At 40.3% G+C, this 21,573-nt stretch carries 29 protein-coding genes, 1 tRNA gene and 2 pseudogenes; all 32 read right to left on the reverse strand.

Annotated features, from left to right (window positions below; all coding sequences use genetic code 11):
• Positions 1-7: 7 nt before the first annotated feature.
• Positions 8-2,446, reverse strand: coding sequence for a tape measure protein (locus D8836_RS05700; RefSeq protein ID WP_185761603.1), 2,439 nt, complete (start codon positions 2,444-2,446; stop codon positions 8-10).
• Between the two features lie 165 nt (positions 2,447-2,611).
• Positions 2,612-3,013, reverse strand: coding sequence for a phage tail assembly chaperone (locus D8836_RS05705; RefSeq protein WP_049500668.1), 402 nt, complete (start codon positions 3,011-3,013; stop codon positions 2,612-2,614).
• A gap of 18 nt (positions 3,014-3,031) precedes the next feature.
• Positions 3,032-3,496, reverse strand: a complete 465-nt coding sequence (locus tag D8836_RS05710; RefSeq protein WP_049500573.1) for a phage tail tube protein — start codon at positions 3,494-3,496, stop codon at positions 3,032-3,034.
• 18 nt (positions 3,497-3,514) lie between these two features.
• On the reverse strand, positions 3,515-4,798 hold the full coding sequence (locus tag D8836_RS05715) for a phage tail sheath subtilisin-like domain-containing protein (protein WP_125393405.1): 1,284 nt from the start codon (positions 4,796-4,798) through the stop codon (positions 3,515-3,517).
• On the reverse strand, positions 4,798-5,010 hold the full coding sequence (locus D8836_RS05720) for a hypothetical protein (protein WP_162489583.1): 213 nt from the start codon (positions 5,008-5,010) through the stop codon (positions 4,798-4,800). The genes D8836_RS05715 and D8836_RS05720 overlap by 1 nt, the downstream gene beginning before the upstream one ends.
• A complete protein-coding gene (locus D8836_RS05725) occupies positions 4,985-5,407 on the reverse strand; it encodes a phage tail terminator family protein (protein ID WP_049542700.1) in 423 nt (140 codons plus the stop codon). The genes D8836_RS05720 and D8836_RS05725 overlap by 26 nt, the downstream gene beginning before the upstream one ends.
• Positions 5,397-5,825 carry an HK97 gp10 family phage protein gene (locus tag D8836_RS05730; RefSeq protein ID WP_125393406.1) on the reverse strand — a complete coding sequence of 143 codons (429 nt, stop codon included), beginning with the start codon at positions 5,823-5,825 and terminating at the stop codon, positions 5,397-5,399. The genes D8836_RS05725 and D8836_RS05730 overlap by 11 nt, the downstream gene beginning before the upstream one ends.
• Positions 5,812-6,168, reverse strand: coding sequence for a hypothetical protein (locus D8836_RS05735; RefSeq protein ID WP_125393407.1), 357 nt, complete (start codon positions 6,166-6,168; stop codon positions 5,812-5,814). The genes D8836_RS05730 and D8836_RS05735 overlap by 14 nt, the downstream gene beginning before the upstream one ends.
• Before the next feature lies 1 nt (position 6,169).
• Entirely contained in the window at positions 6,170-6,523 is a 354-nt protein-coding gene (locus D8836_RS05740) for a hypothetical protein (protein ID WP_125393408.1), read from the reverse strand.
• Positions 6,524-6,540: 17 nt separating this feature from the next.
• Positions 6,541-6,801, reverse strand: a complete 261-nt coding sequence (locus D8836_RS05745; protein ID WP_125393409.1) for a hypothetical protein — start codon at positions 6,799-6,801, stop codon at positions 6,541-6,543.
• Between the two features lie 16 nt (positions 6,802-6,817).
• Positions 6,818-7,732: a capsid protein gene (locus tag D8836_RS05750; RefSeq protein ID WP_125393410.1), complete on the reverse strand. Its 915-nt coding sequence runs from the start codon at positions 7,730-7,732 to the stop codon at positions 6,818-6,820.
• Positions 7,733-7,758: 26 nt separating this feature from the next.
• Positions 7,759-8,325, reverse strand: a complete 567-nt coding sequence (locus D8836_RS05755) for a phage scaffolding protein (RefSeq protein ID WP_125393411.1) — start codon at positions 8,323-8,325, stop codon at positions 7,759-7,761.
• A gap of 125 nt (positions 8,326-8,450) precedes the next feature.
• Positions 8,451-8,663, reverse strand: coding sequence for a crAss001_48 related protein (locus tag D8836_RS05760; protein WP_049542713.1), 213 nt, complete (start codon positions 8,661-8,663; stop codon positions 8,451-8,453).
• 201 nt (positions 8,664-8,864) lie between these two features.
• Positions 8,865-9,143, reverse strand: a complete 279-nt coding sequence (locus D8836_RS05765; RefSeq protein WP_049542714.1) for a hypothetical protein — start codon at positions 9,141-9,143, stop codon at positions 8,865-8,867.
• A 61-nt stretch (positions 9,144-9,204) separates the two neighbouring features.
• Positions 9,205-9,384 carry a hypothetical protein gene (locus tag D8836_RS05770; RefSeq protein ID WP_049542716.1) on the reverse strand — a complete coding sequence of 60 codons (180 nt, stop codon included), beginning with the start codon at positions 9,382-9,384 and terminating at the stop codon, positions 9,205-9,207.
• Positions 9,375-11,120 (reverse strand): minor capsid protein, encoded by a 1,746-nt coding sequence (locus D8836_RS05775; protein ID WP_125393412.1) that lies wholly within the window; start codon positions 11,118-11,120, stop codon positions 9,375-9,377. Before D8836_RS05775 ends, D8836_RS05770 begins: the two co-directional genes overlap by 10 nt.
• Positions 11,089-12,516, reverse strand: a complete 1,428-nt coding sequence (locus D8836_RS05780) for a phage portal protein (RefSeq protein WP_125393413.1) — start codon at positions 12,514-12,516, stop codon at positions 11,089-11,091. Before D8836_RS05780 ends, D8836_RS05775 begins: the two co-directional genes overlap by 32 nt.
• 11 nt (positions 12,517-12,527) lie before the next feature.
• Positions 12,528-13,790, reverse strand: a complete 1,263-nt coding sequence (locus tag D8836_RS05785) for a PBSX family phage terminase large subunit (protein WP_125393444.1) — start codon at positions 13,788-13,790, stop codon at positions 12,528-12,530.
• Positions 13,783-14,217, reverse strand: a complete 435-nt coding sequence (locus D8836_RS05790; protein WP_125393414.1) for a terminase small subunit — start codon at positions 14,215-14,217, stop codon at positions 13,783-13,785. Before D8836_RS05790 ends, D8836_RS05785 begins: the two co-directional genes overlap by 8 nt.
• A 72-nt stretch (positions 14,218-14,289) precedes the next feature.
• Positions 14,290-14,360, reverse strand: a tRNA-Trp gene (locus D8836_RS05795).
• A gap of 505 nt (positions 14,361-14,865) precedes the next feature.
• The gene (locus D8836_RS05800; protein WP_049542725.1) at positions 14,866-15,312 is read right to left on the reverse strand and encodes an ArpU family phage packaging/lysis transcriptional regulator; all 447 of its coding nucleotides are present in this window, start codon (positions 15,310-15,312) and stop codon (positions 14,866-14,868) included.
• Positions 15,313-15,385: 73 nt separating this feature from the next.
• Positions 15,386-15,499, reverse strand: a pseudogene (locus D8836_RS11555) (prohibitin family protein); the annotation flags it as partial.
• A 30-nt stretch (positions 15,500-15,529) separates the two neighbouring features.
• Positions 15,530-16,016: pseudogene (locus tag D8836_RS05805) on the reverse strand (MazG-like family protein).
• Positions 16,017-16,024: 8 nt separating this feature from the next.
• On the reverse strand, positions 16,025-16,672 hold the full coding sequence (locus D8836_RS05810; protein WP_080983302.1) for a DNA methyltransferase: 648 nt from the start codon (positions 16,670-16,672) through the stop codon (positions 16,025-16,027).
• 23 nt (positions 16,673-16,695) lie between these two features.
• Entirely contained in the window at positions 16,696-16,956 is a 261-nt protein-coding gene (locus D8836_RS05815; protein WP_049542731.1) for a DUF1372 family protein, read from the reverse strand.
• Between the two features lie 12 nt (positions 16,957-16,968).
• Entirely contained in the window at positions 16,969-17,262 is a 294-nt protein-coding gene (locus tag D8836_RS05820; protein ID WP_049542733.1) for a hypothetical protein, read from the reverse strand.
• Positions 17,262-17,474 (reverse strand): hypothetical protein, encoded by a 213-nt coding sequence (locus D8836_RS05825; RefSeq protein ID WP_204374300.1) that lies wholly within the window; start codon positions 17,472-17,474, stop codon positions 17,262-17,264. The genes D8836_RS05820 and D8836_RS05825 overlap by 1 nt, the downstream gene beginning before the upstream one ends.
• Positions 17,475-17,945 (reverse strand): DUF1642 domain-containing protein, encoded by a 471-nt coding sequence (locus D8836_RS05830; protein ID WP_125393415.1) that lies wholly within the window; start codon positions 17,943-17,945, stop codon positions 17,475-17,477.
• 184 nt (positions 17,946-18,129) lie between these two features.
• Complete coding sequence (locus tag D8836_RS05840) at positions 18,130-18,345, reverse strand: hypothetical protein (protein ID WP_125393417.1); 216 nt, start codon at positions 18,343-18,345, stop codon at positions 18,130-18,132.
• On the reverse strand, positions 18,342-18,740 hold the full coding sequence (locus D8836_RS05845; protein ID WP_125393418.1) for a RusA family crossover junction endodeoxyribonuclease: 399 nt from the start codon (positions 18,738-18,740) through the stop codon (positions 18,342-18,344). The genes D8836_RS05840 and D8836_RS05845 overlap by 4 nt, the downstream gene beginning before the upstream one ends.
• Positions 18,733-18,906, reverse strand: coding sequence for a hypothetical protein (locus D8836_RS11165; protein WP_158086133.1), 174 nt, complete (start codon positions 18,904-18,906; stop codon positions 18,733-18,735). The genes D8836_RS05845 and D8836_RS11165 overlap by 8 nt, the downstream gene beginning before the upstream one ends.
• A 387-nt stretch (positions 18,907-19,293) precedes the next feature.
• Entirely contained in the window at positions 19,294-21,567 is a 2,274-nt protein-coding gene (locus D8836_RS05850; RefSeq protein WP_125393419.1) for an AAA family ATPase, read from the reverse strand.
• Positions 21,568-21,573: the final 6 nt, after the last annotated feature.

A 21,573-nucleotide genomic window follows, 5' to 3' on the forward strand; every position in this document is an offset into this window, starting at 1 on the left:
CTCCTTCCTAGTAAGCCATGAGGCCATCAGCGCCATTGTTCAAAGCGTCTACAATCGTTGCATTCAAATCATCCAATACGTTGGCATACTGGCCAGCGTTGTTAATGGAGTCAATATTGGTGACAATCTCTGGTTTCAAGGTAATAAAATTCTGTTGCCACTTCATGGTCGCGACGTCCTTAATTAACTTGATGTATTCATCATCTAGTTTGATTTCATCTTCAATCTTTCCGACTTTGTCTAATTTACCACCCGTTGGATTGTGACCGCCACCTTTTCCTCCGTCGCCTTGTTCAGGGACTGAACTTGCTGGGCTGAGTTCGTAAGGTGTTTTTCCTTGGTCGCCCAAGAAGTTATTTCCTGCACCATTGCTATCGCCAGCACCTTTGAAGAAACCACCAACAGCCTTATCAATCCCTTTACCGATTTCATACCCTTTACTAAAGGCTCCCATTCGGTCGCCAAGTTCAAGATAACCCAGTTGTGGAGTGTCAAGGTGCGGAGTTTCTAAACTAGCTTTGTGTTGTTTGAGACCATCTGCCAAGTGCAGACCTTCAAAGGTTTTTTTAACTGGTTTCTGCATGCTATCAATCGCACCAGCTACATCTCCTGCGAAATTAGTTCTACCAAGTGAAACCGAACCAACTGCACTGATGTTCAACCCAAGACCATTCAAGAAGCCAATCATGCTATTAAATCCGCTAAGAACAGAGTTAATCATCCCTTCAACCGAACTAATAACACTATTGACCATACTATCAACAAATCCTGCAATAGCTACAGCCATATCACGGCCGCCTTGAGCAATATCATACCAAGCGCTTTGAACTTGGAAAGACATCTCGTTCCATAAGTTAACAGCACCAGTAACAAACCAGTCAATAAAGTCTAAAATGCCTATCAAAATAGTTAAGATAGCCTGATAGAGGAACATCCAGAATGCTATTGCGGTATTCACATACCAAAAGACACCTTGTAGCATCATATTAATCACCCAGATAGCTGCATTGGCAATACTAAGAAGTATATTCCAAATGGTCATTCCTAGGTAAAATATAGCCCCTATAATGATTCCTGTAGCTGATACGGCTGCACCAGTAAGATTGTTAAACCATGTAACTAAGGCATAGAAGAGACCGATAAGAATAATGACTGCCATTACAATCAACATAATAGGATTCATTGCCATGACGGCATTAAAACCAGCCATAGCAGCTTTCGCAGTGTTTGTAACGATACTAAATAGATTAGTCGCTATACTTGCTGCGTTCATTGCAACTATATAAGTTCCTATAGCGATTGCTACTGCAATAATAATCGGTTGGATAACAGACCAGTTATCAGCCACAAATTGAGCAATCGGCGCTAACATACTCCAAACAGCCCCAATCATATCCATAGCAAAGATAACCGCTTGAACGACATATTGAAGGACCGTGGCTACAATCTGGGCAAATTGTTGGAAGGCGGACGAGTTCACTATCTGATTTATCTTAATCGATATTGGCTCAAACGCCTTGGTCACAAAGTTCAGGAAGTTCTGCCATGCCCTGCCCCATGTCATAGGCATGTTGCGGAATTGTTGATCAATCGCTTCGCTTGCATCTAGCATGGCAGTTTTGACAATGTCGGCCGTAATCTTCCCGTCTGCTCCAAGTTTCTTAACCTCGCCACGGCTAACCCCTAGCTTATTGGCAATAGCTTGGATTAAGGCTGGTGAAGTTTCAGCTAGAGAACGTAACTCATCACCCTGCAACTTACCACTAGCCATAGCCTGAGTAAGCTGAAGCATGGCGCTTTTTTGTTCTTCAATACTTGCGCCACCGACTACAAAGGATTTGTTCATGGTTTCTAAAAAGGCAATTGTTTCGCCATTGTTTTGGAAAACATCGCCAGCTTGCATCCTCATCTTAGCGACACCGTTTGCCATGGTTGTATAGGCCGAGCCTGTACGTTGTGCGGATGTATAGATAGACTTTTGCAGCTCCTCTGTTGTCTGCATTCCATCTCGAATCATATCTAAACGAGCGTGCATATTAGCATACTCGTCTGACATGCCTATAGCTTGTTTGGTAATTTTACCGACTGCAATACCAGCTAAAGCGGTCTTCAACAAACCTTTCAAAGATACTAACCTACTTAATTTGTTAGAAGCGTTATTAGAGGCATTCCCTAAATCTATTAGAGCCAGTTCTTCTTTTTTGAGCCCTGCAGCTGCTAAAGTTGCACTATTTACAAATCTACCGTTAATATCAATGAGTCGCCCAGCTTTATTGACAAAATATTGACCAGAATCGCCAGCTTTTTTCATAGCGGATTCTTGATCCTTCATGGCTTTATCTATGCCAGAACCTGCGTTTTTGACACGCTCCATAGTCGCATAGATTTTATTTAAAGTGCCTGTGACTCTATCGGTCAAAGACATGGTTGTTTGTATATTGGCCAATAGAATCACCTCACTTCTTCATTCTTTTACGTTGTTTCGCCTCTTCGTGCATGACTGCAGCGAAAAAGGCTTTTTCTTCTACATCCATATTCACAAATTCACTAGGGCGAATGTAATAGTTTACGAGGGCGAAGTAGGCAAGTTGTGCCTCCGCGTCCTCTTTTATTAGTTTTTTGCCTCGTCAACCTTGTCTTGGAATGTTTGGTTGATACCGCTGAGTTCGGTCACAGCTTCCAAAATCAAGGCGCTTTCGCCCCAATTGAACATGGTACCGAATAGCTCAGAAGCTCCCATTGCTCCATAAGAATCTTGCAATTCTTTATCGTTAAGGTCAGGAACCACGATAGACGCAATACAGATTTCACGGTTATATTTAACACCGTCAAAGACACGCTCTTGACGTCCGTTACGACCAGGCTTATTGACAAAGCAACGGTCATTGATTAAGTCCGCTTCACGAGCGCTCAACACTCGAATTTTAACTGGTTCCTCAAAAGAAGGAAGCAAGACATCCTTAGTCTCTTCCCCTTTTTTGTTTTGTTTCAAAAACGCTTGTAATCCACTCACCACTATTTCCTCCTTGTGTTAGTATGTAATTTCTTGGAATTCTGATAAGATATCAAAATCTTGGAATGTGAAGTCCGTTTCTTCATCAATGACCTCATCTGCTGATCCATCTAGTTTAAATATAAGTGATTCTTTGAACAGAACACCTTTCAAAACAATTGTGTAACGACCTGCACGAGATGTACGGTCTTCATTGGTACACTTGATATCAATACGAGGCAATAAGCCGTTTTTGACGTATTCAAGAGCCATCTTCTTCAATTCAGGACGATGGTAATACATCTTCACAGTTCCTGTACCTTCTGCACCGACAATCTTACCACCCTTCATACGAGAGTTCAGAGGGGTAACATCAGCTTTTGTGTATTCAATTTTCGCTTCTAGAGAGATAAGCTCTGCTAGTTCATATTGCTTGTCATTGATTGTAAAGAAGACCGTTCCTTCTTTAGCAGACAAAGCATCTAATTGGTTCATAATAGCCATTAGCTAGTTTCTCCTTTCTTAATCACAGATAACCGTCATGTACAAGATTTCCATAGCGTCTGTCAAGACAACTGGCAAGTTAACCACGACGGATTCTTTAGTGATACCTTGTGAAATCTCAATATCTTTAGCTTGGTACTCCAAGGCTTGCTTTTGAGCAAGTGGGTCAAGAACCATTGTGATGATTCGTTGTTTAAACAACTCACGACCATTCACGTTGTTTGGTACTTTACCGATGAAGTAGTTTTCAAAGATGTACTTGACGTTAGCATTGATATTATCCATTGTACGAACAAGTTTGTTCTTACCAAAGATACGACTGTGTTCTGCCGTATAGCTAGTAAATGAGTTCACATCTGACAGGATAATAACTTTTTCATTTCGATAAGCAAAGATAAGCTGACCTTTATTGATGAGCTTTTCAGCCTCTGCTTCGTTCTTACGCTCACAGTCGATAGCGCCTGGATAAGACTTGAATGTATTGGATTGCAAGCCAGCCCCTGCGTACTTACCAGCTACGAAATATACACAGTCCTTAGCGCTTAATTTCGTACCATCGCTCAAAGTAACCCCGTTACCCACTGATACAACACCTTCATCGTCAGCATCCGTGTAATCATTCAAGACTGCAATAACCGAACGACCAGCGTCACGCCATTTCTTGATATGAGCCGTAACAAGTGCTTTCGTTGCACTTTCATCTGTACCCAAAGCCAAGACACGGAAGTCTTGAGTATCGAGTGCATTTAGGAAATCTTCAACCTCTGAATTAGTTGTAGCTCCATCGGTACCACCTTCAAGCAAGATTGTTTTATCTTCTGTTGTTAAAGTACCAGTCACATTCACATAGTCATTCTTAAATGGCAAGGCTGTGATGATTTGTTTATCAACTTCCTTTCCAAAGAAAACAGTTGTCACCTCAAAACCAGTCTCGACTTGTTTCTTGAAGATAACATGAATATGGTTACCAGCTAATCCTTTGTATTTAGCTGTAACGACCATATCGCTTTCTGTTTTCGTCGCCTGTACCCCAGTGTTGTTCACACCATTATAGACAAGGACCTTACCAGTTCCTTTCAAGGCTTCACGAATCGGAAGAAGCTCATCAATCGGTTTACCAAATAGGCGACGGAAGTTGCTTGTACCATCAACAAGTGTGAAGGCACCAGGCTCTCCCCAAGATCCAGCAATCATAACTGCTGCAATCGTATTATCTTCCAAAGGAATAATCACATCATCTCTTGATACGAAATTGATGTAGGCCTTTGGAACTCGTTTATTCTGTACTGTCCATTGTGCCATTAGTTAGCCACACCCTTTCTCCAGTCTTCTAAAATGCGTCTTACTTCTGCTAGTGAGTATGACTGGTCGTCTTCCAGCAAAATGTTTAACAAAGTGGCATCATCTTCAAAATACTTGAGTAATGCCTCTTTACCAAATTTATCTTCAGTGGTTGGTACCACTGGTTCGGTTACATAACCTACTTCTTCATTCATTTCCATGAGAAGTTTCACCTATCCTTTCTAATATTTGCATTCTTGGTTCTTCTTCAACCCATCGAACGTATCGAGTGATTGTAAATGTGCATATCAAGTCATTCGCATTGTATTCCACCTTCAAATCATTGATAGGGTACTTATCCCCTAAATAACGAAAAGAAGGCGAATTAAACACCATCTCAATCTCTTCAAACTTTTGGTATAAGTCTGTTGTTTTTTCGGTGTAGTAATGGAGCAAGACAATAAAAACCTGCTTATCGTTTTGGTTTGCCAACCGCTTCCGAGTCACAGGTTTCACATCTACAATAAAACAAGGTGTTTTTAATCCTTGTTGGATTTGTTCATCATATACCTTGCACCCAAACACATCTTTGAGTTGCTTGATGACGAGTGGTCTAATACTATAATCCACCTAGTTCCTCCTTTAGCCTCTCTTCGATTTGTTGCGTGATTTGTGGGATTTTCTGTTTAATCTGTTCTTCTGTCAGCCTCATCATGAAGCGCCCTTCTACCCAAGGATTGACCAAGCGTTTGCCAATTGCAGGGACATAACGCCCTACTTGTTGGCGGTGTCCGCTTTCAACGAAAGAAGCATACTCCATAGGGTTAAATGCGATAACCTCGTACACGTTTCCGTTTTTGGTCACTTCTATCTTCCATGATTGATTGAGCTTACCAGTTAGCCCCTTTGGTGTTCGTTCCTTAACCTCTTTCAAAAAGGCTAGGCCGATATCTTTAGCAGCCTGCATAAACTCAGAATCAATAATTGCCTGAGCCCGTTCAAGTCGTTTTAAGAACTCTTGAACATCACTATCATCATAGCAACTCATGTCGTCTTACCACAATTTCTTGATGTGTGACATAAACCATCGGGTCTTCACTAGTCAGGTATTTAACACCGTCCACAATCAATTTACTACCAGCTTTGATAGCAAATTTAGGCGAACAGAAAATCTTGTGTTCTGTCTTGAGTTGGTGCGCTTCGTTCTGCTCGGTATTCACTAAGTTACGAACAGAGACACGGCAGGGAACTTTCTTGTAGATTTCTTTAAACTCTACAAAATCAGCTCCGTTTGGTTTTGTACCCTCGACAGTAGCAAATACATCCATCTTTTTATCATAGGTCCATTCAATACTTGGTCTTGCCTGAGATAAGACATCATTGATATTCATCCTACCACCTCAACTTTCTGAACCGCTGTAGCTGACTCGTAAAGTCCAACAAGACACTTTCGGCCCGTCTAGCAAGGTCTGACTTAGTCAATTCGACACGAGTATCTCCAACGGAAATGTTCTTGCCTTGGACAGCTTGGTCAGGATTACAAACAACATAAACCATCTGAATAGCCACAAATCTCAATTCTAAAGGAAAATCCTCACGATTACAGTAGTTAAGAATGTTCTGCATGACTTCATCGACCACTAACTCTTCTAGATAGCATGTATAACGTTGTTCATACAAGTCAATCAAGACCTGTCTAGCATCTTCATTATGCTTTTGGATTTCTTCCGATGTTCTCTTCTCCATCAGCAGAACCTCTCTTTCTACTTATCGTCTTTAGCCAATTTCTTAGCCAATTTGTCAAGCTCTGCTAGAGCCTTATCACGTTCAGCAAGAGCTTGGTCACGTTCAGCAACTACTGCTCTGTACTCTTGAATAGTGTAAGTGCGTCCGCCAGTAGCAGATTCAACTACAGCATACTCACCGTCACGAATTTCGACCACATCATAACCATCTTCCAAGAAGGTTACTTTTTCTAGTTCGTCAATGTTGAGGACACGGTTATCCTTTTTTACTGTTAACATTTTCTATCCTCCTTTTTTAAGGTGCGACGACAAATGCTAGGCCTTCATGCTTAGTCTTGAATAGCAATACATCATCGTAAGATTGTTCATAATACAAGTAGTTACCGCTTGAAGAAGCACTTGGTGCGTCAAGCCCTACGAATTCATATTTTTGCGGTGCTGCCATACATGGAATATGAATCAAGAAGAAATGGATTTGTTTAGCAGTTGGGTCAACCTTAGCGCCATTTGTGAAGTTGTACACGGTCTTCATGCGATCAGATGGAATAGATGGTTCAATCGTCACATCGTCCAAACGACCAATAGAACGGTCAATCACTGTCCCTTGACCGTGGATGTTAACTGTACGACCGAATTGCTTGATGTTCTTGATCATGCGTTTAACTGCTGGTGTACAGAAAATAACACGACCTTCTGCTGGTACTCCAGCTTCGTCCATTTGTTCCATCAGCTCATCGAAGGTTGCGAGGAAGTTTTCCTCAGTCAAGTTCAATGACTTAATTTGTTTACTTTCTGTATCAAGTTCTTTCTTACGAGAGAACAATTTAGATACCATAAATTTATCCATTTCTGGAACTTTTTCAGTATCATTGAATGTCTTGGTGATGTTGGCAATTGAAGTAACATAGTTAGTTTCATCAACATCTGATGGGTCTACTAGTGTTGACCAGTAACGCTCGTTAGTCAATGTGTATGTTTCCCATTGGTTTTCATAGTTAGCGTCAATATTCGTAATCGTGCGACGTGTACGATCTTTACGCCCTTCTTTAATCAAAAGACGTGGTACTTTCACTTCTTTAGCGCCTGTGAACTTCAAAAGTGTATTGGATGGAGAGTTCCAAAGTTTTTGAGTGAATAACAATCCGTTTTCACTGTAGCGTTTTTGCAAACCTTGTTGGTAAGCCTGTGCATAGTTCAATGTTGCTGGCATATCTGTTCCTCTTTTCTATTTTTTGATTATAGATCTGACGTAAACGCATTAATCATCTGCGTTGTCAGGTCGTTAGCAACTGTTTCTTCTTGTGCTGCCCCTTGTGGCTTAGCACCAGCGATGTGTGGTTCTACAGCCTTTTCTGGAGCAAATAAAAAGCCTTTAGATTCCTTCAAAGCCGTCAACTGTTCATCTAATCCAGTCACCGCTCCGTTGTCACCTAATCCCAATTTAGACTTGTCTAGTAGACTAGACACGATTCCAGCGTCATGAACCTTACCGCTCAAGTACATTTCAATAGCATGATCTAGTTGCATTGTCTTGAGTTGTTGTTCATGTTCCTTCTGTTGTGTCTTGTACTTGCTGTCCAAGTCTGAGTATTTTTGTTGTAGGTCAGCATTGCCTTCAGCGTCTTGTTTGAGCTGTTTCATGTCCTTATCACGCTCTTTTAACTGGTCCTGTAAGCCTTTGGCGTTGTCTTCTGCAGCAGACACCTTCGCTTGTAGGTCCTGTGTTGATTTCCCATGTTCAGACATAACTGCTTCAACTTGTTCTTCAGTCAATCCTAACTGTTCCAAAAATTTACGATTCATTTCTTTTCCTCCTATACGTTTGTTTAACGTGGCAACGACCACGACATTTTGGTAAAGTAAAAAAGCCTTTTAACGCCATGCCCGGGGCGAAAAGAAAACCGTACGGGATTCCATACGGTTAAGTTTTATAATTCGATTCCTTCGATTTCTGCTCGAATTTCTAGCCAGTATAAATAATGACCCATAGCGCACTTTTGATTTTTTAAAACTTCAATTGAGCATTTTGGCTCAAAATTGAGCGTACCAGCTTCGTATTTGATAACCATTTTATGTAATTTTGTATATTTATCCTTAAGCGCATTGTATTCATCGATAAAACGTCTTTGCCAATCTTCCATTTTTTCTATTCCTTTCTTCAATTCACTAATTTATAGTAATTTATAGCGGTTTATTCCTGCCAGTCAAGATGTCGGATCACCTACTTTCTATTTCTGAAACCTGTTAAAATCGCAAGAATAGTTCCTACAATTAAAACAAATAGCCAAAAGAATACCAACCACCCAAAGGCGATTGATACCCAATCCCAGATAAACATATCTTTACTCCTTTACTTTTTTATATGTTTCTTTAAAGATGTCAGGTTTGCATGCATAAAATTCACCTTGCACACCTTTGATAATATAATCGCCTGTTTTTGCGACCATGACACCCTCAAGTGTTTTAATCTCACACCATGCTGAATTTTTATTCCACTTGCCACTATCGTGAATGATAATCTCATTCCTTGTTACTGCGTCCCAAAACCAATCTTCTTCAATCAAGCAACGTTCGTTGAGTTGGACGGCCTCGATTACTACTGGTCTTTTACGATATTTCATTTCTCACTCCTTTCTAAGCATAAGAAAAGCACTTAGATTTCTCTAGGTGCTTTGGTAATTATTAATAAGCAAATTCAAGTTTTGGTTTTATATCTTGATAAAGTTTTAAAATTTCAGCAGGAGTATCCTCACGGAAAATAAATTGTTTCTTTCCTGAAATAGTTTTATCGCCGACAATCCAGTGGCGGATTTGTTTTGTAAAAATCAAAACTTCTTTGCTAGGCATAACCATTACTTCCATGATAATACCTCCTTGACTTTATTTAACAAATTTGGGTCTGTAACCTTATCTCCCAATACCCCGACTTCAGCAACCAACTCATTTATGTTATCGTTGTAAAACGCAATAGCTGCATTATCGCTAATACTATAAAGATAATTATAGTCATGTTTCAATTGTTCCTTGACATATGACACTAATGGGGAATTCAATTCAGACATCGCTTGTTCGACACTATTATACCGCTTTTTGTTGGCTTTGTAAAATGCTTTAGCAGAGTCCCAATGTTTTTTATGCGTTAGTTCATGAACCATGGTATCTGTAATGTTTTGAGCAGCAAAATAATTATCAGATAGAACTTTAGCAAATTCTATTTCCGAATGAAGTGCATCACTCACAAAAAGAATATCTTGCTTATAATCATACCCAGCAAAACCAGGGAGTCTTGATTTTTTCAAAAAAACAACTGTTGGAGTTGGAAAATCATTTAATTCCTTAAGGCTTGATTGGACATTAAAAACAGTATCTCTGATTTTCTTTGTGTTATCTTGTACCCAAAAATCAAACTCGGTTCCGCTAAGTTTTTTGGCATTCACTCGAATGTCATTTCCAACAACAAAAGACCGTTGTTTTGCCATTAAATCAATTGAACTCATGCCCTGATTATACACCTTTTCCCCATCTTTCGCAAACAGTTTTTCTTTAACCTCTTCCCCTTCACGCTCCCATCCTGCAAAGATTTCGTCCAGAGAACGTTGCTCAGTGGCTAGTTTTACTGAGCCGTCGTTTTGCAAGATATCAAAGTAAGGGCTAGGCTTGTCAGACTTAACTGTAGGCCTAATAGTAGAACGACAACGGACATGGAATGGAGGTGCGGTTCGACATGGTTCATATTCCTTAACAGAATGAACCTCGTGATTTTCTAACCTGCAAATCTCACTTGTACGACTGTCTAATACCGCTACGATTTCGTAATGGTCGCCACCCAATTCCTTAATAGTATCTAGTGTTGCAAGATTATTATAAAAGGTCGTCTCGGTTCTGACAAGCGTATCTGCTCGATGGTAGGCGACTCCTGTACGTTCAGAAAGAGCTCTAGCCATTCTATCAATAGACCAACCGCCTGTTAGGCCTTTATTGATTATATCGCTGATAGATTTATAAACAGCTGCATCATGCCCCCACACATTCGTTGAGAATGTTTTACCACTCCAGTTACTAGCCATCTTATGCTTAACTGCATCGACACCCAATATTGGTTTCTCGATGATTCCGAAGTGTGCCAAGTTCTTAGCTTGATGGATTTTACCTTTGATGTAGACGTCGCTCAGAGCCTCTGTGACCTTGTCATGTATGCCGTCTGGCTTTCCGTATAGTTCAGCCGTCAGACGCTCAATTTCGGCAAGCAAAGCCTCCTTGCGACTGATACGATGGCGGTAGCTCAATGCGTCCAACAAAGGTGTCGGTGTGTCAGGATTCAAGGCCATCTCACGGAATCTTTCAAGAGTTACATGCTTAAACTCTCTACGCTCTTTATCTGTCAGATATTGCTTGGCCTCTGCATGAGTCATTTTATTATCAACTGCATACCTGGCATAGAACTTCTCAATCTCAGAAACCAGCTGGTGTTTATAATCTGCTAAGGATTGACCAATCTGAGCCATATACCTATCAGCAACTATCTGAGCGTTTTGTTCCTGTTGTAAAGCTCGCTCAGTCCAATACTCATCTATCTTTTTCTTGTTCTCGGTCGTCATAATCTTCATCTACCTTTTTGAAATTGGTCTGAGAGTATGGATCTTGTCCTTGTTCCTGTTGTTCTTTCAATCGTTTCTCAACCTCTGGTTGATACCATGGATGTTGTTCACGAATGCTTAGATCGTCTAAGATACCGATTGAGTTTACACAATCTTGAATAGCTTCAGACTCATTTGAAATGATGTCACGGTTAAATACATAAGTAAATTTAGATGAATCAAACGCTACTCCTTTGTTAGCTGCATACTGTTCTACGAACCAAAGGAATTGCTTGATACCTTTTTGGAACTCATTTTCTAGCTCGTTACAGTCCAAATCAAGATCTGTATAGCGCCATTTAAGAGCCTGACCGCTGGCATTACCTAGATTGTCATCTTGGGTATCAATGGCTCGTGCAGCCTCATACAAGAACTTACGAGAGCGTTCAATATCTGCTTCAACTCCGCTAGTATCATTGTCTGCTTGTAGGGTATCTACACCACCATCACTAGAAACCTTGATAGAGCGGAACTTATTCAGATTATTCATGAACTCGCCCAAGTCTGCGCCCTGATAGTTTTTCAAAACATAAATCAGCTTCGGCATATCTGCTAACATATCAGCATTAGTAGACATTTGAAGTTGAATATTATCAATCAAAGACTTGGTTTGGACTAAAAGACCGTCCTCATACTCGTTGTAACGAAATGGAATCAGAGGGACTTTCTCCCAAGTATAAGGAATCCGTGTGCCGTCAGCGTTGACATAGTAAAAATTCCCCTTGGTCTCCTTAGATAGTGGATTGAGTTCAAGGTGTGAACCTGTCCAGATATAATCTGTAATTCCTTTTTCATCGTAGTATTCTACAAAGGTTTTAGTCTTCTTTACTCCACTTTCGTAGACTGCTTGTTTGTAGACACGTACAAAGGCAGATAGTTCCAAATGACGCTCGTCTTTCCAAAAAGGGATAATCTGTTCACTTGGGATTTTAAATAAGCGTAGACGGCCATTCTCGTCGTAATAAGGCAAGCCATAAGCTATCCCTTTCATCACCGCTTCCTTACCAAGCGACTTAATCGTAGATAAAAGATCCTCGTCAAACACGCTATCTAAGAAATCTTGTGATTTTTCTCCCTCAAGCGAGATTGTCGGCTGCTTAGAAAACAAATACCCGACCTTCTGGTCTACCAGCTTCTTGAACAAACCTAATTCAATCCTTGAGTTCGTCCTCCAATCCACATCTACTTTCTTATTTCGAATATCCGTGCGGTTTCGATAGTAGTTGTAGGCCTCTTTCATTGTGCTTACTTTCTCAGAATCCTGGTGTTCTCTTATCTCAATCTCTAGTATTTCATTTTGGGTTGTATTCTTAATCAACAACCGCCTGATTAACCATTTAAACCAATTACTCAACATTTCTCCTTCTCCTACCAGAATGATATTCCTGGCTGTCTCATATCGTCTTCAAACGCATATCTAGTAGCGTCGATTGTGTGGTCATTTACTTCTTCTAATTTAGGCTTGGGATTTCCATCACGGTCAATTGCATAGTCGGCACTTTCGAACTCTCGTGCAATATTCGGTGTGCGTTCTGGATCTATCACAATTGCATCCAAATCATCCAACCAACGTTCTCCATACTCACGACTATCAGGACCTTTCTTAGCACCTTGAACAAGCGGAATATTCAGCTGCAGTTTTAACTCATCAATCGACTTAGGTTCTGCGCTATCACAGGTTATCATCTGAGATTGATAACCTTTCTCACGGATTCTTTCAGCCAATTCACGGTTGCTAATCTTCACTCCATAAATCTCATCGATTGCATAGATAACACGTTTCTTCTTATCGTAATGCCAGCGAACAAAAGCCAAAGGGTCGTTAGCATATCCAAAGTCGTTACCTTGCCGAATGTTATCGAACCTTGCTATCTCCTCATCTGTAATCTTGCAAAATACCAGATTTTCAAACGGTGCTACACCCGAACCGATAGCCTCACCCAGATACTCCCAACGGTAACGCTTCTCTGAACGCTCTCTCGTAGCCTCTGCTTCTTCTATAAACTCTTTGGCGATAAAAGGGTTATCTTTGTATGTCGAAGAGTGTACGAATGTATTCTCAGGCTGAAATCGACTTTCATATTTCTTATTTACCCAAGAATGTTTTTTTTTTGGTGGGTTGTAAGAATAAAAGAATTTATAAAAAAGACCGTCAGCCAATTCTCCACGAAGTAGGGAGTTGGTGATCGTCTTTACTTCATCTTCAGTTTTAAACTCAGCAAGCTCTTCAATCCAGCCAATCGCAAATGGAAAGCGACTGTCTTTCAAGGATTTGATACGCTCTGGATTTTGAGCGCCACGAAAAACAATATAATTGCCTCTTGGAACGTAAGTAATTCTCAAAGGCGACTTGTTAAATTTAAACTCACTTGTCAAACCTAACTCTGAAATTGCCCACTTCAATTGCTCATAAACTGATTGTTCCAACGTATTATCCGTTTTGCGAATACAGACTGCATTAACTGCGAAATGCTTCACAAGAATGATAATCAAAAGAGCAATATCCGATGATTTACCAGAACCACGTCCACCTTTACAAGCAATATGCAGTATTTTAGGATTCATCGTTGCTCTTGCTACGCTATAGAAACTAGGCTTTATCTTCTCTTTTAAGCTAATTTTTTCAATCATTTTCATTCGGAATATCCCATACGATTTGTGTTACGGTATTTGATGTCAATTCTTGCTTTTCAACAAACAATCCGTAATGTTTACCTAAATCAACTGCTGCACCCTTTCTTGTAGATACATTCGGTTTAGCTTCAACAACCTTTTGAGTGCCCTCGCCATCCAAAACTAACAACGGTTCAGTCACCTCGCCACGCATAACTGACGTTAAAAACTCAAGTACTTCTCGCTGGTCCGCTACACGCTCTGATTTCAATTCTTCTAGTCGTTCATCTATATATGATCTAACGTTAACATTGGCTAACAGTCTGCTTCCTGCAGCTTTTGCTACCTCGTTGTTTTTGATATTTGGATAAGCCTTTTTATAAGCCTGAGTAGCATTCAAACTGATGATGTACTCATCGGCAAATTTCTGTTGTTTTTCGGTCATCCCATTTTCCATCACCACCTTTTTTATAATCAAAAAAAGCCACACGATGTGCGACCTTTTTAAGACCTCTCACAGGCTTTGCAGGAATCGAACCCACGATAACAGTTTTGGAGACTGTTGTGTTACCGCTACACTAAAAGCCTTTTTTTAAAATGCAAGGCGACTACTACCTTGCGTGTTAATTAGAAATAAATTTTCTGATTTATTTTTTTGTAGTCATTTAAAACCTCTAGCGGAATCAAACCGCCTAGCTTATAACTTACCTAGGATATAAGTAGCTACGCAATCATGCAAGGTCCAGTCGCTCCGCAACCATTTGTAAGTTAATGAGTGATATGTGAATTCTAAGCCTACTGCCTACCCCATTCTGGGACACAAACACTCAAACGGCGATGCCCGGAATCGAACCAATGGAAACATAGGAGAGAAACCACTTACCTGTCACCGCCAAAACGAGACCGAAGCCTCGGAAAAATATAATAAAGTATAAAGGAGACGTCAATGAACGAAATAGAGGGAGGGACTCGAACCCTCAATGCCCTTTACGACACCCTGATTTCAGGTAACCATCTACCAAATTCTGAGACCTCTATCTCTAATTATTGACAATACTATTTTACCATGTAAAATAAGCCATTTCCTAGCAATTTACTTGCAAATATCTCCCAAAAATTTACGAAAGACAATCAGCTTACCTTTTCGATAGGCTTCCGCAAATTCCAAAGCACCTCTGCTAAGCATGCGGTAGAACTCACTTTCAGAATAGCCTAAGTCCATATAGATAGCCTTGTCTGATAATTGGATTTTCATATCCATGTACTTCTTTGCAATTACCTGCCGAACGTATGGATCCATGATGCAGTTGACTGCTCTCTCTATCTCCAGAACTTCTGCCTCTGCATCCACATGTTCGATAACCATATTCTCTGTTGCTGTGTTCTTACCAGTAAATGTCTTCGGTTCAAATGAGTAGGTCGTTGTGATTTTAGGCAAATACTCAGCGCCCGCCATTCGGACATACGAGCGATAACTCTCTAGAACGTCATATACATTTTTTTTGGTAAATTGCACGTCAACTCTTTTTAATAACCTCACAACATCGCTCCTTTATGATATAATATTTTTATCGGAATATCACAAAGGAGTCAGCTGTGCTGGCTTTTTTATTTTATTCTTTATTCGTGATCACACTACCTGCACCGTTAACAGTAACCCAGCCATGCTTCTCTCTGGCTTCTGCTTCTTTCATCAAGTACCGAACTTTTTCCTGTATTAATCTGTTCTTTCTTCAACCACGCTCTAAATTTCGGTGTCATCCCAAATCCTCCTCTTTGACAAACGTGCCGTCAATCCAACGACCTTTTCGGTCTTTGATTTCTTGGTAAGCCAATTCAAAACATTCTTCGAAGCTATAACCAAGGGTATTGCTGATTGATTTTAACCATAGGATTGTACGTATCAGACTTGATTTACAAAAAAACTTTAGAAAATGAGTCTTGATAAATCTGAAAATCGCTTATATTTTTACTTAAATGACTAAAACATGTCATTACATCTCTATCATTTCCTGATGTTTCAAAAATCTTATGCACATCTACCTTAATCAGCAAGGCAAGACCGACAATCACGACCGCACAGTCTCCGATGCTGTCCTTTGTCAGTTGCTCATTCTTCTTGAGATAGCCTGCGCATAACTCTCCGAATTCTTCACTAAGTTTTAATGACTGCTTGTCCAGCCGTCCACCGTTTTCTAAATCACGGTCAATAAACCATTGTTTGACTTTGTCTATTGTGTTCATGATAACTCCTAAAATAATTTTATTTTCTTCTCGTAAACATCAAGTCTCTGTTTAGCAATATTGAAGATGTCTCTATCTAACTCGCAACCTACATACTCAAAACCTAATTCTTGACAAGCGATTAAACTACTTGCTGAACCAACATGAGTATCAAGAATCTTGTCTCCGTCTTTTGCGTAAGTTTGAAGTAACCAAAGATAAAGATTTATCGGTTTTTGTGTCGGATGGATTCTAACCTCATTTAAGGCCTTATTTCCTTGTTGTATATGACCTTCAGATATCGACTTCCCTTGCATCATACCATTCCACATGTAACGAAATAGCCGAATACTATCATGATAACTGCAGTACGCTATCTCACAATCTGAGAAACTTGACTTGCCATTAACTTTGTCCCACACAATACGGCCAGAACCAAAAGAGTAGTCGAAGTAGTTCACGCCCCAAATGATTTGATTTTTTGAAACTCTAAATAACTCATCAAAATAATCTCTATTTGGAATTTTCCACTCTGATATTTCGCTATACAGCTTGCTTACACCTATTGGACTGACTTTTCGACCATAGTATTTTCTTTTTTCTGGCCCGGAAAAATATGGCGGATCGACAATAGATAAATCAAAATAGTTGTCAGGATATCTTTTCATGACGTCCATACAATCTTCGTGAAGAAATAATTTCACAACATCACCTCATCCCCTACTCTGATTTTCTCAAATTGCTCTCTAGTAACTACGAACACCCCGTAATCTCTGATAGTCACTGTGTATAGCTTGCCGTGCCGTCCTTTCTCGACCACCTTACCAAATATCTCAGCGCCTGCGTTATCAGCCTTGTAGATAACCATCGGCTTCTTCTCTTCCAAATCTCGAATCTTGTCCATCTGCCAGATGTTTAGTCCAGCAGATAGCAGAATCCAGATAGCTATGAATCGTTTCAATCTATGACCTCCTTACTTTTTTGAATTCTTTCGTTTAAAGACCGGATTATGTCTTTCTTTTTCCTTCTGTTTGTGGTAATTATTGTCTTTATCAAAAACAGAGTTTTCATCTCTCATAATTTTTTTCACAACATATGGATTCATTGCCTCTTTTTCCTTTTTCTTTGGTTTTACATTTATTTCTAGAAAGAAAGATTGATTTGGAATTTCAAGTGCGAAAGTTGTTGTATTGTTATCAGGAGAGTTTAAAATATTACCAATTTCAAGAATAAGTTCAGTAATACTACTTCCAAGCGTTAATGCCATCACTCCACCTCCTCGTCTTCGTAAAAATCAACTTTTGCAAAGTGTTTAGGGTTGATAGTAATCATTCTTTCTTCTGGTTCAATTTGAATTAGTTGGAGACAATCTATGTTGCCTCGTCCGAGCCATTCTAGCATTTTGAGAATTTGTTTGTATTCGTCTCTCACCTTGATGGTTTCATCCATATATGGATTTTGTAATCTAATATTTGCCATTTATTCAACCTCCTCAATTTCAATCCCCTCACAATCGAATACCCAGCCAAAGTCAGCTTCTTCGAGTTGTTTTTTTGTAAAATGGCTTTTATATGCTAGAGAAAAATACACTCTCCCATTCCCATCTTTATTAAAGTAGTGTTTTGTCGCTTTAATCTTAACCAGATACCGCTTCTCTTTCTCGACCTCGTAGCCGTCCAGCCATGCACGAGCAAATGTTTCTTGGTTGTCTACAACCCATCTCCAATACTGTTCATTTAAGTTAGCTTGCAATACCATCTTAGTTAGCTTCCAACCCATATCTCTTTTTTCCTCAATCCAATCCGCCACAAACTGCGGTACTTTGACTTTTCGCGGTTCGTCTAGTTGTTTCAAGTCTTCTAGAAAAATTTGACGAGCTAGTTCTCCTGTTTTACTATTCCACTTCCCCTCATATCTTTTGTATTTCTCAATTAATTCCTTAACATTCATCTTCCAATTCCTTTTTTCTCTTCTTCCAGTTTTTCACTTTCTTTTTAAGCAAGTCTCTTTCCTCGGACCTGCTAAAAGCAAGCGATTTGACACACGGCTCAGATAGTTCAACTATCCTTGCCTCCGTCTGCTCGATTGTTCGTTTCAATCCGTCAATTACTGTCTGTTTGCTATATTCCACGGCTTATCCTGCTTGTTTTTCTAGCCAGTTAAAGAGCAGACCGAACTGCTCCGTCACTAGTGAATCATCATTGTATTGCTTACAAATTTCGCCAATCGTCGTTACTACCCATAGCCAATAAGTGTCCGAGCCAAAACCGACTTCTTGGCTCTTTTGATTGCTGCGTGCCATCCATTCTGGAATGACTCTGCTAAAGAAATCAATGTAGTCAATTCTCATGGCAATTCCTCAATCTTGATATAGATCCCAACTGTGTCAGCCCAGAACTTCTCAGCAATCTCACTGGCCACTTGTGCATCGTCTTGCCAGTATCCAAGTTTCGTCATGCAATCCTTGAGCAACTTCTGTAAATTATCTGTATCCGGCTTTGTAGTCTTGTACTGGCCATCGTAGCTTTTTTTGATACGAGGGAAACACCACTTAACCGTCAGACGAATCGCTCCTTTAAATTTATCAGGAGGAACATACTGGGCAAGCAAGCTCTCGAATTTCGCTCTGGCATTTTTTAGATCCTCTGGCTCATAAAATATTGGCTTACCAGATTTTACATTTACCTTTTTTTGCTGGTGGGTCGTCGTCGGGATTTTTTTCATTGGTAAAAAGAATTCAATCATCAGCCAACTCCCTTAAAATTACACCCAAGGTCGCACTAGCGCTCATAAGCAATCCAAATGTGTAATCTGGATTAAGTGCCATCTCTTCAAAATCATCTTCACATTTATCCAACAAGTCATCGATTTCCTTTTTAAGATTATCAATAGCTTTTTTATTTAATGTCATTTTTTACCTTCTTTTTTTATACACGCCTAAGTTCAGAGTGAAGGACAGGGTTACAGGGTTACAAGGGGCGGATGCATAGCCCCCTTGTACCTGTACCTGTTCTTCTGAACTCTCAGGGACACTTCCTAAATATTCTTCTTTCGGAGAAAGAGAATATTCTGTCCCTTGTTTTTGTCCCTCAAAATCAGGGACATTTTCGATAAATTATCGATTTTGTCCCTCGTTTTTTCACTCTCAGAGTCAGGGACATTTTCGATTATTTTGTCTGTGTCCTTAGAGACATTTTCGATAGACATATTCGAAGTTGACCCTCGACTTTGTCTCTGTCTCTATTTTTGTCCCTAGGGACATTTTCGATATTTTTTGTCGTTGTCTCTGTCTTTATTCTTAAATTTTTGCTATAATTTCTTTGTTTTTTACTTCGAAATTTCCATTGTCTTTTATCCATCTTCGAATGGTTTTTTCACTAATCGGCTTCTCTTTTGTCGAAAAGTATCCGATTAAGTCATCGATAGTGACTGGACTTGTTCCATCATTTATCGCTTCAATAGCTGTTTCTATTTTTTCAGAGCGTTTCTCAGAGCGCTCTTTTTTCGTCGTCTTCTTGTCGAAGTTTTTCTTCCACGGGGAGTTTTTCTCATTCACCTCTTCCAATTGGATATCCGCCAACACACCCGATTCATCGAGCGCATGCACTGGATAGCTAAACCACATGTTCACTGGCTTGAATTTGGCAAACTCTCGAAGCGTACCTTCCACACGCCATGCGGTTGCTATCTGGATCTTGTTGCGAATTTCTTCGAGCTTGTCTACATAAGGAGCACGAGCCATGACATCAGGGATCCCTTTTTCAAAGTGCGTTCTCATCTGCGCTGGACTTAATAGGTCATCTAGTCCGACATTTTGCTGGTAATAGGCATTATTTCGCTCTTGCAAAGCCTGTTTATACACTTCGCACGCTGCTTGATTCAGTCTTTGAGTAAGCAATTCTTCTGATACTTCCAGCTCGACCAAATCGATAAGCGCGTCAGGATCCCGAGCGAATACACCCGAACCACTAGCGCGGTCCATGGACTTCTTGCCACCTTGCGAACCTTTTGAGTGGTGATGGCAGTAGATAACGCTGGAGCCGAGCTCTGTCGCTACTTTGTCGAATTGATTGGTAAAGTGGGCCATCTGGTCTGCACTGTTCTCGTCACCGGTCAGGACCTTGTAAATCGGGTCAATGATGACTGCGATATAATTCTTTTTCAAAGCTCGACGAATAAGTTTAGGCGCTAGCTTGTCCATCGGTACAGTCTTCCCACGAAGATTCCAGATATCGATATTCTGGATGCTTTTAGGTGGTAATCCCATAGCTTGATAAACGTCACGGAAGCGATGTAAGGCAGACGGACGGTCTAGCTCCAGATTGACGTATAATACACGCCCCTGAGTACAATCCCAGCCTAGCCATTTTTTGCCTTCAGCAATTGCAATTGACATTTCAATTAAAGCGAATGACTTACCAGCTTTTGATGGTCCAGCAATCAGCATCTTATGGCCTTGACGAAGGACACCTTTTATCAACTCAGGAGCTAACTCTGGCAAGTTATCCCAACTATCGGCCAATCCTTCTGGATCCGGCAGGTCGTCATTCAAATCTTCGATGTATTGATACCACTCATCCCAATCGGTCTTACCTATGTTAGTATCTACTAAGAATTGCTTCTGTCCATTACGGATGAACCCAGGCATACGAGATAGTCTACTTGGATTCCGATTCTGTGTATCGACGATAATGCCGTTCTTTTGACAAATCTTATAAAGATAATCAACCCTATTACGGTATTCTTCGTAATTCTTGGCATCTACTTTGACGATGGCATGTAGTGACTTGTTTCCGCTATGCACCAAGGCAACAATCGGTAATTCAAGTTCTTTGTATATGGCGTTCTGTTTATCGATTGGCATACTGTCGGATTCGACCAGGGCATATCTGAAATCTGTCACGTTTTCATTTTTTGCGCCTTTCCCGTCCATTGGATTGAATCGAACCCATGCGCCGGCTTCTTCGTGATAATCACCTAGCACTGCACCGATATCGCCATTACATCTACTAAGTTCTTCAATCAATTGCCCAGCAGTCCGGTCATAAGCCCCCTTAGTTGGCAGCCATTTGACAATCTCGCCTGTTTCATCGTCAGTCTTTGGATAGCATTCAGTAACGTACCCAACATTTTCACTAGCTTCAAAGAGCGTTTCAAGGTATTTGATAATTTCCTGAACCGGATTCCAAATAGTTGGCTCATGGATTTCCTTACCTTCAATCCAGTCTTTATCAATGACACGATAATCACGATCTATTGTATCGGTCCAGCCTAACTCATGCGCGTTCTCGCTATCATAGCTAGATTGCGACACCCAGCCATTTTCTTTAGCAAGTTGGGTAATCGTTGCACCCGTCACGATAGTTCCTGCTTCTTCATTGAAAGTATCCCATTTCTTGAAGCACTCAAATTTCTTGTATCGACTATCATTTTGTGACCAGTTATCCCAGTCGGATGCTGTATATCCTTCATGTTTAAGAGCCATACCGACATTGACCCACGTTTGATAATCTACCGTGGCAGGATTGATGTAATCCAGCAACGGCAACAAATTAAAATCATTCTCTGCCACTATCTC

Origin of the sequence: Streptococcus mitis (assembly GCF_003942995.1) — a bacterium.
Lineage (GTDB): Bacteria > Bacillota > Bacilli > Lactobacillales > Streptococcaceae > Streptococcus > Streptococcus mitis_CV.